The 13,011-nt window shown below is 41.2% G+C and carries 14 protein-coding genes and 1 other annotated feature; all 14 genes read right to left on the bottom strand.

All coding sequences use genetic code 11. The features are described from left to right. Positions 1-3 precede the first annotated feature (3 nt). Positions 4-642: a transcriptional regulator CcpN gene (ccpN, locus tag BAE31_RS16400; protein ID WP_024423017.1), complete on the bottom strand. Its 639-nt coding sequence runs from the start codon at positions 640-642 to the stop codon at positions 4-6. 167 nt (positions 643-809) lie between these two features. After that, a complete protein-coding gene (gene glyS / locus BAE31_RS16395; protein WP_076840959.1) occupies positions 810-2,855 on the bottom strand; it encodes a glycine--tRNA ligase subunit beta in 2,046 nt (681 codons plus the stop codon). After that, positions 2,848-3,735: a glycine--tRNA ligase subunit alpha gene (gene glyQ, locus BAE31_RS16390; protein WP_012010611.1), complete on the bottom strand. Its 888-nt coding sequence runs from the start codon at positions 3,733-3,735 to the stop codon at positions 2,848-2,850. The genes glyS and glyQ overlap by 8 nt, the downstream gene beginning before the upstream one ends. Before the next feature lie 111 nt (positions 3,736-3,846). Further along, positions 3,847-4,024 (bottom strand) — a binding site (T-box leader). Positions 4,025-4,063: 39 nt separating this feature from the next. After that, positions 4,064-4,834, bottom strand: coding sequence for a DNA repair protein RecO (gene recO, locus BAE31_RS16385; RefSeq protein ID WP_076840958.1), 771 nt, complete (start codon positions 4,832-4,834; stop codon positions 4,064-4,066). A 35-nt stretch (positions 4,835-4,869) separates the two neighbouring features. Beyond that, complete coding sequence (locus BAE31_RS16380) at positions 4,870-5,013, bottom strand: YqzL family protein (RefSeq protein WP_003217288.1); 144 nt, start codon at positions 5,011-5,013, stop codon at positions 4,870-4,872. A 147-nt stretch (positions 5,014-5,160) separates the two neighbouring features. After that, positions 5,161-6,066, bottom strand: a complete 906-nt coding sequence (gene era / locus BAE31_RS16375; protein WP_007501305.1) for a GTPase Era — start codon at positions 6,064-6,066, stop codon at positions 5,161-5,163. Next, a complete protein-coding gene (locus tag BAE31_RS16370) occupies positions 6,059-6,457 on the bottom strand; it encodes a cytidine deaminase (RefSeq protein WP_008356263.1) in 399 nt (132 codons plus the stop codon). Before BAE31_RS16370 ends, era begins: the two co-directional genes overlap by 8 nt. Positions 6,458-6,570: 113 nt before the next feature. Beyond that, positions 6,571-6,957 carry a diacylglycerol kinase family protein gene (locus BAE31_RS16365; RefSeq protein ID WP_075623736.1) on the bottom strand — a complete coding sequence of 129 codons (387 nt, stop codon included), beginning with the start codon at positions 6,955-6,957 and terminating at the stop codon, positions 6,571-6,573. Continuing rightward, complete coding sequence (gene ybeY / locus BAE31_RS16360; protein ID WP_041106915.1) at positions 6,935-7,414, bottom strand: rRNA maturation RNase YbeY; 480 nt, start codon at positions 7,412-7,414, stop codon at positions 6,935-6,937. The genes BAE31_RS16365 and ybeY overlap by 23 nt, the downstream gene beginning before the upstream one ends. Next, positions 7,415-9,526, bottom strand: coding sequence for an HD family phosphohydrolase (locus tag BAE31_RS16355; protein WP_369810472.1), 2,112 nt, complete (start codon positions 9,524-9,526; stop codon positions 7,415-7,417). A gap of 114 nt (positions 9,527-9,640) precedes the next feature. Continuing rightward, positions 9,641-10,600, bottom strand: coding sequence for a PhoH family protein (locus BAE31_RS16350; RefSeq protein WP_076840957.1), 960 nt, complete (start codon positions 10,598-10,600; stop codon positions 9,641-9,643). 3 nt (positions 10,601-10,603) lie between these two features. Continuing rightward, a complete protein-coding gene (gene yqfD, locus BAE31_RS16345; protein ID WP_024427959.1) occupies positions 10,604-11,794 on the bottom strand; it encodes a sporulation protein YqfD in 1,191 nt (396 codons plus the stop codon). Positions 11,795-11,812: 18 nt separating this feature from the next. Further along, complete coding sequence (gene yqfC, locus BAE31_RS16340) at positions 11,813-12,094, bottom strand: sporulation protein YqfC (RefSeq protein WP_012010618.1); 282 nt, start codon at positions 12,092-12,094, stop codon at positions 11,813-11,815. Positions 12,095-12,370: 276 nt separating this feature from the next. Next, positions 12,371-13,011 (bottom strand): transposase (locus BAE31_RS16335; protein ID WP_139336400.1); only part of this gene is annotated, 641 nt, incomplete at its 5' end.

The following is a 13,011-nucleotide window of genomic DNA, read 5'->3' as shown; positions in this document are numbered from 1 at the left end:
TCATTAGATTATTTCGTTCTCCGATAAGCTGACAAGTATTTTCGTCATGTTTGTTTTCGTAATTCTTCCGACCACTTCAAAGCCTTTATCCGTATCTTTTATCACAGGAAGTGCATCTATTTGCTTTTCAATCAAGTGCTTCGCCACATCCATAATGAAATCTTCCTTGCGGCAAACGGTGATGTTCGGCATTCTTGTCATAATAATATGGACAGGGATAGATGGAAGCTCCTGTTTCCCTATACTTGCGCGAAGGAGGTCTTTTCTTGATAACACGCCTGTTAAAATAGAGTGATCGTCCACAACGAATAATGTGCCCACATCCTCTAAAAACATCGTACAAATCGCATCATAAACCGAAACATTCTCATGTATCACCACTGGAATGGATTGAAAGTCTTTCACTTGAAGTTTTTTCAGCTTATCTGCGAGAAGCTGCGTGCCTGTTTTTCCTGTGAAAAAGTAGCCGACCCTTGGTCTTGCTTCTAAGAAGCCTGACATTGTTAAAATGGCTAAATCTGGTCTGAGGGTCGCCCTTGTTAAGTTCAGCCGATCGGCGATATGCTCTCCAGTGATCGGACCATTCTCTTTGACAATCTGTAAAATCTGCTCTTGCCGTTTATTTAACTCGATTGTACTCACCACCTTTAAATAGAGAGAGCGAAATCTTTATTTTATGTATATCATTTTCATAACTCATCATATTATAGCGCATCTTTGTCCGAATGAAACAAAAATCCACTCAAAAACCGTGAATTAAATGAGTAAAAAACGATTGCCCTTCGGAAAAGGCAACCGTTCTTAGGTATTTATTTTACAATTAAATTGTTCATATTCGCAAATGATTGAATGACTTTGGCTAGTTTGACCATTTGTGCCAAACGATTTCGCTTCATTTTTTCATCATCCGCATGAACCATTGTATGATCGAAATAATGAACAATCGGTGTTTTTAACGTATCTAGCGCCTCAAGTGCCAGGCTGTATTGTCCTGCTGCTACATGTTCCTTTACAGCTTTCTCTACTTGCTGATACGCCTCAAACAGCTTTTGCTCATGTTCATTTTCAAACAGTTCAGGCTGAATCTCTGCGTCTTCCCCTTTTTTACTGATTGAAATGACGCGTCCCAATGCTTCAGCCGTTTCTTTGAAGCTTTCTTGTTTCACACTCTCTTCAAGAACAGCTGCTTTTTTGACGACTGCATATGGCTCAATATTTTCAACATCCAGCACTGCATCAACAACATCATGGCGAATATGCTCTGCTTGAAGAACATATTTTAAACGATGCGTTAAAAATTCAATCAGAGCAGCTTCATGTTCTGCCTTTACTTGAGCAAGTGCTAACAGCTCTTTAAATGAAATATTCCAATGACGGTCGAGCAGGATTTGAACGATACCGCTCGCTTGTCTTCTAAGTCCATAAGGGTCTTGAGAACCCGTTGGGATTACATCAATTGAGAAGAATGAACAAATAGAATCGAGCTTATCTGCTACTGCCACAATCGCACCAATCAAAGTGGATGGCGCCTCGTCACCAGCAAAGCGCGGCATATAGTGCTCGTTGATGCTTCTTGCCACTTCTTCATGTTCACCAAGAGCTCTTGCATATTTCTCACCCATGATTCCTTGTAATTCTGGGAATTCATAGACCATTTGAGTCACAAGATCAAACTTGGAAATACTTGCTGCTCTCGCCACACGTTTAGTGGTTTCGTCATCTGCTCCGACATGCGCCGCTAGACGAGTTGCAATGTCAGTCACTCTCTTCAGCTTGTCGCCGATTGTTCCAAGTTTCTCATGGAATACCACTTTATCAAGCTTTTTAATATTGTCTTCAATCACTAGTTTTTCGTCTTCTTTATAGAAGAATGCAGCATCTGATAAACGCGCACGAAGTACTTTTTCATTCCCTCTTGCGACATTTTCCAGCGCCTCACTGTTTCCATTTCTGACTGTAATAAAGTGCGGCAATAATTCCCCTTGCTCATTTTTCACAGGGAAGTAGCGCTGATGCTCTTTCATTGTCGTCACCAATACTTCTTCCGGCAATGCAAGAAACTCTTCTTCAAAGGAACCAGACAGCACAGTTGGATATTCTACAAGGTCGTTCACTTCTTCTAAAAGTTCAGGATCAACAGGAATGACCCAGCCTTTTTCTGTAGATAGTGCATCTAGCTGTTCAGTAATGAATTGTTTTCTTTTATCTGAGTCTGCAATCACAAATTGATCGCGCAATGTTTGTTCATAGGAAGCAGGTGTGTCAATGCTGGCTGTCGTTCCAAGGAAACGGTGTCCTCTAGTCTCACGGCCGCTTTTCACCCCAGCAATTTCAACAGGTACAATCTCTTCTCCAAATAAACAAACAATCCATTTAATCGGACGGATATAGCGTAAATCCTCGCTTCCCCATCTCATGTTCTTTGGAAAGCTTAATGAAGCAGCGATTTCACCTAACGCTGGCAGAAGGTCTTTGACTTGCTTTCCTTCTTGAAATTTTTGGATATGGACATAATCCACTCCTTTGATCTCTTTGAAATAGAGATCATCTGTTGAAGCACCTTGTCCTCTCGCAAAGCCTTCAGCTGCTTTTGTCCAATTGCCTTCAGCATCTTGGGCAATTTTTTTAGCCGGCCCTTTTGCTTCTTCTTTGATGTCTTCTTGTTTTTCTGCGACACCTTTCACAAGTACAGCAAGACGTCTAGGTGAGTTAAATAAAGCAGTCTCTTCAAATGAAATATTTTGCGTTTCAAACCATGCTTTTACTTTTTCACCTAGCTGCTTTGTGCTCTCTGGCATGAAACGAGCCGGCATCTCTTCTAAGCCGATTTCAAGTAATACATCTTGTTTATTCATGAGAAGCCGCCTCCTCTTTTAGCATAGGGAATCCCAGTTTTTCGCGTTCTTCATAATAGGTTTTGGCTACTTTTCTTGCTAACTGACGCACTCTTCCGATATAGCCAGTTCGCTCAGTCACAGAAATAGCACCCTTTGCATCGAGCAGGTTAAACGTATGAGAGCATTTGAGGACATAATCGTATGCCGGGTGAACAAGCCCTTTGTCCATTTGGCTATGTGCTTCTTTCTCATAGGTTGTAAATAGCTCGAACAGCATGTCAGTATTAGATGTTTCAAATGTATAAACAGAGTGCTCGTATTCAGCCATTAAGAATAAATCTCTGACCGTAAATCCGTCTGTCCATTCAAGATCGAAGACATTTTCTTTGTCCTGGATGTAAGAAGCAAGACGTTCAATACCGTATGTGATTTCAACAGAAACGGGCTTACATTCTAAGCCGCCGACCTGTTGGAAATACGTGAACTGCGTAATTTCCATGCCATCAAGCCATACTTCCCAGCCAAGTCCTGCACAGCCAAGAGATGGATTTTCCCAGTTGTCTTCCACAAAACGAATATCATGTTTCAGCGGGTCAATGCCAAGTGCCTTCAATGATTCAAGATATAGCTCTTGAATATTGTCAGGTGATGGCTTAATGATCACTTGAAATTGATGATGCTGATACAATCTATTTGGGTTTTCTCCATATCTGCCATCAGCCGGGCGTCTTGAAGGCTCTACATATGCTACCTTCCACGGCTCTGGGCCGATGCTTCTGAGGAACGTGTATGGACTCATCGTTCCGGCACCTTTTTCTGTGTCATACGCCTGCATTAATACGCAGCCTTCATTTGACCAATGCTTTTGCAGCGTCAAAATCATGTCTTGAATATTCAATGATCGCACCTCCATCTTTTCTACACCAACCGCTATGTATGGCGGGTGGGATTAGAACCTTGTAAGAGAACACAAAAACTCCCGTCTCTATGCTCGCAAGGTTCTTGCAAACATAGGGACGAGAGTTTTTCCCGCGGTTCCACCCTATTTGCTGGTGTCGTAGCACCCAGCCGCTTTGTTTTACGTTGCTCAAGAATGCCTTTCGTTACGCCTCCATCCTTAGCTCACACCGCCCTAAGGTCGCTTTTATGGATTTTACGTAAGTACTTCTTTCTGTCAATGCAACATATTTTATCTTAGATGATCTTACAAAAAGTCATGGGAGATGTCAACTTTTGTTTTCCCCGCCCATTAGCTTTTTCATGGATTCCATCTGATTCATGAATTTTTTTGATTTTAAATAGAGGCCGGAATATTCGTCATAGTAGTGATCAAGCACTTGACGAATTTCTTGTTTCGTCTGCGGCTTCACATCAACCTGACCAAGCCTTGATAAATCAAAATAATGAAACAAACGGAGCAGCCTTGCAGCTGCGGGGGATAAGGGCAGTTTATATGGATCTTTCGAAAAACAATTTTGGCAAATGAAGCCGTTATCTTTTATTGAGAAATGGAACTGCCCTTCTTTTTGACCACAGTGGACACATTGATCAAGTTCAGGCTTCATCCCCATCACTGATAACATTTTGACCTCTACGATAAATAAAATAATATCAGCATCTGTACCTTCGTTGAGATGACGCAGAGATTGAAGCAGAAGCTCAAACAAATAAGGGTTTGGCTTTTTTTCTTCTGTCCCTTTATCCATCAATTCCGTCATATATGCGGCATATGCGGTCAGAAATAAGTCTTCCCGAATGGCCCGCATACTTTCAATCATTTCGCCTTGCTGGAGCGTTCCAAGTCCTGTTGATGATTGGATGAGAAAGGTGCCGTATAAAAACGGCTGGCTTATAGCTGACAGGCGGCTGTTTGATTTTTTAGCGCCTCTTGCCATCACGCCAATTTTTCCATGTTCTCTAGTGAGCAGCGTGACAATTTTGTTTGTTTCGCCATAATCTGTTGTTCTAAGGACGATTCCTTCACTTTTAATGAGCATTTGTCTACACTCCGAGCGCTGGAGAGGGTCAAGAATTATAAGATTGGAAAATCAAATCGTGCTATTTCTTCTTCAAGTACATCGGGTCTTTCCAGGTTCTCCTTTTCTAACTCTTTGAAAAGCAGATACGTGTCAACGCTTCCTGTTTGTGAAAATACGTTCCATGTAAAATTCAACATAAAAACCCCACCTTTCTTTATTAGAAGCAGCAACGCTACATCCAACATATTAATTTTATCTTGACCAGGCTACCTCCATTTCATGATAAACAATTTTTACTAATCGAACCGCACCATTGTCAGATTTGCTGACAAATGCAGCGATTTTTAATATTCGTCTTCTCTAAATCCGAAGTCACGCAGGTGAGTGGATTTATTACGCCAGTCCTTCTGAACTTTGACCCAAAGCTCTAAATACACTTTTGAGCCTAGAAGTGCTTCAATATCTCTGCGCGCTTTTTGTCCCACTTCTTTTAACAAGCTGCCTCGTTTACCAATGACGATCCCTTTTTGCGAATCACGTTCTACGACAATGGTCGCCGCGACATGGATCTTGCCGTTTTCATCTGGCTTAATCGATTCAATCGCAACCGCAATACTGTGCGGAATCTCTTCTCTCGTTAAATGCAGCACTTTTTCACGAATTAATTCAGAAATAATAAACCGTTCTGGATGATCTGTTACCTGATCTGCCGGATAAAATTGAGGGCCCTCTGGAAGATAACCTTCAATCTGCTGAAGAAGCGTGTCGATATTGTTTCCTTCAAGAGCTGAAATGGGCACAATTTCCTTGAATGGGTAACGTGTGCGGTATTCATCAATTAAAAGGAACAGTTCATCTGGATGAATTTGGTCAATTTTATTAACGACTAGGAACACCGGTGTAGATGTTTGCTTTAGTCGTTCAATGATGAATTCATCACCTTTGCCATAGCCTTCCTGTGCGTTGATCATAAACAAGATCAGGTCGACTTCCTTCAGTGTATTTTGAGCCACCCTCATCATAAAATCACCAAGCTTATGCTTAGGTTTATGAATCCCCGGTGTATCGATAAAGATCGTTTGTGATGTGTTTGTTGTCAGAACACCTTGCACTTTGTTTCGCGTCGTTTGGGGCTTATCGCTCATGATGGCGATCTTTTGTCCAATGACACGATTAAGAAAGGTTGATTTCCCTACATTTGGTCTTCCAATAATTGATACAAATCCTGATTTGAAACTTTCGTTAGTCATTTAAATCCTCCGGTGAAAATGCGCCTGGCAATAGTTCATTTACTGTTGTTTCGTATATATGTCCTTTTAAGTTCGTTAGAATCACTGGCATATCAGGTGCACATAGCTCTGAAATGACCTGTCTGCATGCGCCGCACGGCGAAACAGGACGGTCTGTATCAGCCACCACTGCTAACATTTGAAAAGATGTAATGCCTTCTGAATAGGCTTTAAAAAGTGCTGTTCTTTCCGCACAATTACACATACCATATGCTGCATTTTCAATGTTGCAGCCGCCATACACTTTTCCATCATTCGACAGTAATGCTGCACCGACTTTGAATTTAGAATAGGGTACATATGCAAAATCTCTTGCTTTGATTGCTTCTGAAATCAACTCTTGTTTGTTCATTCCTAGTTCCCACTTTCAGAAGAAATGGTACCACTGTCACATTTATATTTTACATAATTCACGTGACATTTTCACGCCCATTTCTAAAAATGTTAATAAATAGTAATATTGTTCTATTGCATGATCTTCGGTAAGAAGATGATCAACCCAATCATAACCGAAATCGCGGCGTAAACGCAAACAGCGCCTGCCGCAGCGTCCTTCGCTCTCTCTGCAAGCGGGTGCCTTTCTTCTGTCATCAGATCCACTGTATGTTCAATGGCTGTATTGACAAGCTCAAGCGCAAACATTCCCCCGCAAAGAAGAAGAATGATCAGCCATTCAAATGGGTCTATGCGGAACCAAAAGCCGCAGATCACCACGATGATGGCTGCGACTGTGTGAAATCGAAAATTCCGTTCATTCAAGAAAGTTCGCCATATTCCTCTAAATGCATAGTAAAAACTCCGAAAAAAACGGGCGAGCGGCCTTCTTTTCTTACGATGATCTCGAAAGACCATAATCATCCAAGATTTTTGTCTGTTTGGCGAACATTTCTTTTTCCTCTTCCTCTGTCATATGATCATACCCAAGCAAATGGAGGAAGCCATGAATCGTTAAGAATCCAAGCTCTCTCATAAAGGAATGTCCATATTCCTCTGCCTGCTCTTTCGTTCGATCCACACTAATGATAATGTCACCAAGTACAGGCGGGATATCATCCGCTCCAATGATTTCAATCTCCCCTTCTCCTTCTTCCTCAAGTGCAAAGGAGATCACATCTGTTGGTGCGTCTTTTCCGCGGTATTCTTTATTGATTTGATGAATCTCTTCATTCGAAACGATCGTCACTGATACTTCCGCTTGATCCTTGACCTCAAGTTCATCTGCAGCAAACTGAAGAAGCTTTTCCACTTCTTCAAGCTGCTCTTTTGATACTTGTCCTGTTTCATCTATTAAATCGATTAACAATGTCATTTACTTCACCTTCTGCTTCGGGGCATCTGGATATTCAATCCGAGAATGGAAAATCCCCTTTAATGTTGTACAAATCGTTTGGCTGATAATATTTAATTCTTTAAATGTGAGGTCACACTCACTAAATTGCCCGTCCTGCATTTTATCTGAAATAATGCCTTTGACAAGCTTTTCAATCCGCTCTGGATTTGGATTATGCATCGAACGAACCGCCGCTTCAACGCTGTCAGCCACAGAAATAATCGCTGCTTCTTTTGACTGCGGCTTTGGACCAGGGTAACGGAATTCTTCTTCTGTCACCTGATCATCACGCTCTTTCGCCTTATAGTAAAAGAACTTTAAAAGAGACTTCCCGTGATGCTGTTCGGCAATATCGACAAGTTCTTCAGGAAACTTCTTTTCTCTCAGCATATCAGCGCCATCTGTCGTATGGGCAATAATAATATTTTTACTCAGCTGAGGAGAAAGCTTGTCATGCGGATTATCAATGTTCATTTGGTTTTCGATAAAGTACTGCGGTCTTTTCGTTTTCCCAATGTCATGATAATAAGCACCGACTCTTGCTAAAAGACCATTTGCGCCGACTGCTTCACATGCAGCATCCGCTAAATTCGCCACCATGACACTATGATGATATGTACCTGGTGTCTCGGTTAAAATCTTTTTGAGTAGCGGATGATTTGGATTGGATAATTCAATCAGTTTCATTGTGGAAAGAATACCAAACATGCTCTCAAAAACAGGCATTAACCCAATGACCAAGATAGATGATGCAAACCCTGACACAATCGCCATCATGAGGTTCACACCGATTTCAAGCCCTGATGGTGAAGAGTTTTGGATGAGTGTAATGGATAAAACCACAAGTACATTCACCAAAGCCACCAAAAGCCCAGCCTGCAATATTTTAGATCTTGCATTATGTTTTCTTAAAAATAAAATACCCGCCATCCCGCTCATCAGATAATAAGCGCAGATCACATAGTTAAAGACGCCGGTTACTCCTTGATTAAACATCATACTGCCGCAAAGAGCAAATACAAGTCCGGAGAAGATCGCTAACCGCTCATTAATGAGCAATTTGATCAGCATCGTGCCAAGTGCCACTGGCACGACATAGCCTATCGTCGTATACTTCGTTTCCTGGAAGAGGCTGAACACTTCCATGATAATTAATATAATCGTGAAAATAAGCGAGTAAAGCAGTAACGACTTATTCTTATGGACAAGCGATTTTTTCCTCGATTCAAGGGAATGAACAATCGCTGCTAAGAAAAGTCCAATTAATATGAGAAGACCACTTACAGGCTTAAATAAATTTGAGCTGTTTAACAGACCCGTGAGTTCTAATTTGCGATAAACTTCCCGGTCAATGAGCTCTCCTTCTTCAACTAAGATTTGTCCTTGCTTAATTTGCACAGGCTGAATATTGTCAGCCGCTTCCTGTCTTTTCTTCTCTGTTGCCACTGGGTCAAATACATAGTTTGGAATGATCGCAAATTCACCGATTTCTTTCGCCGCATTTAAGTATTTTGATGGAATCGAATTGTTTTTAAGCTCTGTTTTGACTTGTTTTTTCTCATCTTGTAATTTCGCTGCTGTGATTTCTTTACTCATCAGTGAATTCACCACTGTGATGATGGAATCCTTAGTAAATGAGAGATTTTCATCACTTGCCTGGAGTAGTGCTTTGATGGATTGATCCGAAACAGCCTCCTGCATATCTGTTGTGAGCTTTTCTTTGACACGCTTGACCATTTCTTGATCTGATGGCGCGTTCTCTTTATCATCAGCTGCTTTCTTCTCTTCTTTAATGGCTTCAAAGAGGGATGAGATGAGGTCTACGCGATTATCAGAATACGCTTTTTTGAGCGTATATTGATCTTCTACTTGATCTGTTGCTTCTTGTTTCTTTTCTTCTGTCGCTTCTTGATCATCAACGGTTGACGGAGAATAGATGGTCTGTTCGCTCACTGAAAATAAATCTAAGTCGAGCGATTCAGGCTTTACATGGAAGAAGAGCACCACGAATAAAATGGCTGCTAAACCAGCGTACAGCAAAACATTTAAATAACGTGAGCGCTCCATTTTCTGAGGTTCTTTTTTAGACAGCATTCTTTTGCGCTTACTGCCTTTTTGATTCTTTCTCAAGGAAAGTACCTCCTTTTTTACTTTAAACCACGATCGAAACAAAATGACCCGATGAAGACGATCGGGTCACTCAGTTCATTTTTGCTTTTCGTATGCGCCAATGATCTTCGCCACAAGCGGGTGTCTGACCACATCTGTCTGGTCTAATTCAATAAATGAGATGCCCTTGATCTCTGCAAGCATGTCCTTTGCAGCCGCAAGACCTGACTGCATGCCCTTTGGCAGATCAATCTGTGTAATATCTCCTGTAATGACCATTTTAGAGCCAAACCCAAGTCTCGTCAAAAACATTTTCATTTGGGCAGGTGTTGTATTCTGCGCTTCATCTAAAATCACAAATGCATCATCAAGCGTCCGGCCTCTCATATAGGCAAGAGGCGCTATTTCAATCACGCCGCGCTCGATTAAACGTTCCGTATGATCACTGCCAAGCACATCATGCAGGGCATCATATAGTGGTCTTAAATAAGGATCTACTTTTTCCTTTAGATCACCTGGTAAAAAGCCAAGGCTCTCTCCTGCTTCAACAGCTGGTCTTGTCAGGATAATCCGTTTCACATGTCCATTTTTCAGTGAATGTACCGCATTGACAACTGCCAAATACGTCTTCCCTGTACCAGCGGGTCCAATTCCAAAGACCAGGTCATCTTTTTTCATCGCCGCAGCATATTCCCGCTGGCCGATTGTTTTCACCCTGATCGATTTTCCTTTGGCATTTTTCGTAATTTCATCTTCATACATATTTTCAAAATAATTCAGCTTGTTTTTTTGCGCCATTTTAATGGCATAGACGACATCCCGTTCAGATATCACAATTCCTTTACGGATGAGATGTAAAAGAGATGTGATCAAACGGCTTACTGTATCTCTTGATGCTTCCTCACCAGAAACATACACTTTTTCTCCACGCGTAATAATGGAGACGTTCAGCTCGTTTTCCATTAGTTTCAGATAAGCATCTTGATTGCCAAATAAAGCAATCGCTTCGTTTGGGCTATCCAATTTTTGTTGAATCTCAAGTAAATGTTCTGTCATTCTCTAGTCTCCCTGAACAATAGGTGTTGGTTGAACAATATCTTCTATTACTTGGTAAAGGATGATTAACTTAACTTTACCATTCCCTGTTGTCTCGTGCAAAACTTTTTCACTTTTCACCTCTCCTGTTTGACCTAGCTTCTCTTCTAATTCTTTTTTACCCATTTTAATCCCTGCTTGAACCGCTTCTTTATTTGTGTATTCTCGATTTATTTTCTCACTTTCTCTTGTAATTTCCTTTTCATAAGAGAATGGGAGCTGCATGTTTAAGAAATGAAGCGGATGAACTTCTGTTTCTGTTTTTGGCTGCTTAAAATCATCCTTTTTAAAAGAAAAGCCCCAAAATGGCAGTGAGCCTCCAAATGCGGAGAGCTTGTGCTTTGTCTTCATTTTACCCGTAAAGACGTCAAAAGATGTTCGAAGAGGGACAGAAACTTCAGAACGATACCACGTTTCACCATAGATTTTCGCTTTGGCTCCTACCGTTTTTTGCTGATCTTCGCTGCCAATGAGTCCAGAGACAAGCATCTGTCCTTTCTTTACATGTTCATCAACCGCGGCAAGCGGCTCCCCTTTTTCTACATACATTCTCGTGATGACAGCCTTTTTCTTGGCGACGATATGCTGAGGACTCGTGTATTTCTCTTTTTCGGGTTCATTTTTTTCCACAACCTTCATTTGAAAGGTTGTGCCGTTTAGTTCTACGCCGACCCATGTGATGCTTGGAATATTGGTTGTAAGGGATTTTTGAATTTTTTCAGGTGTTCCCATTAGAAACTGAAAACGTCCTTTTTGCACCCCAATGTCGTCTAAATGCTTTCTCATTTGATGTTCAGTTTCTGGATTGGCTCCTTTAATATCAATTTTCCATACCATGTTTGAAAGCGCCAATATCGTCACTAGAAAGCACACAATCCCAAGGGTAAATCCGATATTCTTCCTTGACCATAGGAGTAGAAATGGAAAGCCCTTTTTTTGATGAAATGAACATGTCACGTCATGATGTCTGCGTACCTTTCTGAAGGCATGTACATCTGATAAGCGAATAAATAAGCGCACGCTGTCTTGACGGCGGCTCACTTGAAACATTGTGATCCCCTGCCTCGTGCACTCATTAATGAGCCGCTCAATACCGTTTCCTTTGATCTCCACTTCCACTCTGCCAATAAAATAGGCGAACCATTTATTCTTCACGCTTCTCCCCTCCGTCAGTTAAGAATCAATATAACGGACCTCATCGATTTTCCCTTCCAATAAAATCTCTTCTGGCAAAATCGTTTTAATCACAAAATCTTTCCCTGAAATAATGCATTGTCCCTGTTTGAGCATCAGCCTTACCTCTTGATCACTGAAAAGCAAAAGCCCTTTATGGTTCTCTATGTAAATGTGGAGTCTGCCAACCATCGTAATACGGGGAAGATCCATCATCACGTCTGGAGGGATTTCAAGTGTTCTTGTCAGCCATGCTTTAAGTCGATTTTTTCTTTTTCCCATTCAATAAGAACCCCTTCCCACCTCATGTGTATGAGATCAAACTGAAAGATGGTGAGACTGATGAGAAAGCCTCTATATCATCCTATTCCTCAGGGGTTCATATCATGCTAATGAATCCCGTAAAATAGCCTTTTCAGCATTTTCTTCAAGAAAAATCGTCATCAGGCAAAAAAAGCCCCCTTTATGAAAAAGGGGGCTCAGACCGTAGACAAACCCCACCTTTATTTCAAGTAAAAGTGGGGTTTTCACTTATTTTGATAAAATTGATAAGTTACTTTACGCTGGGCATGGCTCTTTCCATGTCCAGTTTGCTAATTTCTTAAGATTCATGGCAGCGAAAGTAAGCATCGCCTGCATCGAAACTTTTTTCAGTCCTCGAAGTTTCGTCCATCGCATTCCATGCTTTTCTTTTGCATCCGCAAAAACGCGTTCGATCGTTTCTTTCCGTTTTGCATAGATGTTCTTATTCATTTTAGTGAGTCTCAGATGGTCTGCTTCGTCTAGGTAGTCCTGCCAAATATGTCGGTGAATCTGTTTGATGTGATTTTGACTTTGTGTACAGTTATCTAAAAACGAGCAGGATTTACATACCTCTGAATCAGACGCATATTGCTTATATCCCTCTCTAGTTGTTGTACGATAAGAGAGAATTTGCCCGTTGGGGCAAATGTAACAATCAAAATGTGCGTCATATACGTATTCATTCTTTTTCAAGTAACCAACTTTTGTTTTCGGGCGAGTGTAAGGCATGACAGGTCTTATCTTTTGATCCATTAAAAACTTGGCGATATAAGGTGTTTTATATCCAGCATCTACTGCGACTACATTGGGTTTTCCGACTTTCTTTGTCACCTTTGATACGAGTGAATCTAACATACGACTATCATGAACATTTCCACCAGTGACCAGTGTTCCTA

This window comes from Bacillus sp. I-2 (assembly GCF_001974945.1).
GTDB classification, from domain to species: domain Bacteria; phylum Bacillota; class Bacilli; order Bacillales; family Bacillaceae; genus Bacillus; species Bacillus safensis.
The sequence above is the reverse complement of the archived record's forward strand: the minus strand, read 5'-3'. Positions and strand labels throughout refer to the sequence as shown.

What these genes read in the sequence shown, in the direction of transcription:
- BAE31_RS16370 (WP_008356263.1), bottom strand. Translation starts at nt 6,457, where the DNA reads ATGAACAAACAAGAGTTGATTTCAGAAGCAATCAAAGCAAGAGATTTT.
- recO (WP_076840958.1), bottom strand. Translation starts at nt 4,834, where the DNA reads ATGCTCATTAAAAGTGAAGGAATCGTCCTTAGAACAACAGATTATGGC.
- era (WP_007501305.1), bottom strand. Translation starts at nt 6,066, where the DNA reads ATGACTAACGAAAGTTTCAAATCAGGATTTGTATCAATTATTGGAAGA.
- yqfC (WP_012010618.1), bottom strand. Translation starts at nt 12,094, where the DNA reads ATGGGAAAAAGAAAAAATCGACTTAAAGCATGGCTGACAAGAACACTT.
- BAE31_RS16350 (WP_076840957.1), bottom strand. Translation starts at nt 10,600, where the DNA reads ATGACAGAACATTTACTTGAGATTCAACAAAAATTGGATAGCCCAAAC.
- BAE31_RS16365 (WP_075623736.1), bottom strand. Translation starts at nt 6,957, where the DNA reads ATGGTCTTTCGAGATCATCGTAAGAAAAGAAGGCCGCTCGCCCGTTTT.
- BAE31_RS16380 (WP_003217288.1), bottom strand. Translation starts at nt 5,013, where the DNA reads ATGTTGAATTTTACATGGAACGTATTTTCACAAACAGGAAGCGTTGAC.
- ybeY (WP_041106915.1), bottom strand. Translation starts at nt 7,414, where the DNA reads ATGACATTGTTAATCGATTTAATAGATGAAACAGGACAAGTATCAAAA.
- glyS (WP_076840959.1), bottom strand. Translation starts at nt 2,855, where the DNA reads ATGAATAAACAAGATGTATTACTTGAAATCGGCTTAGAAGAGATGCCG.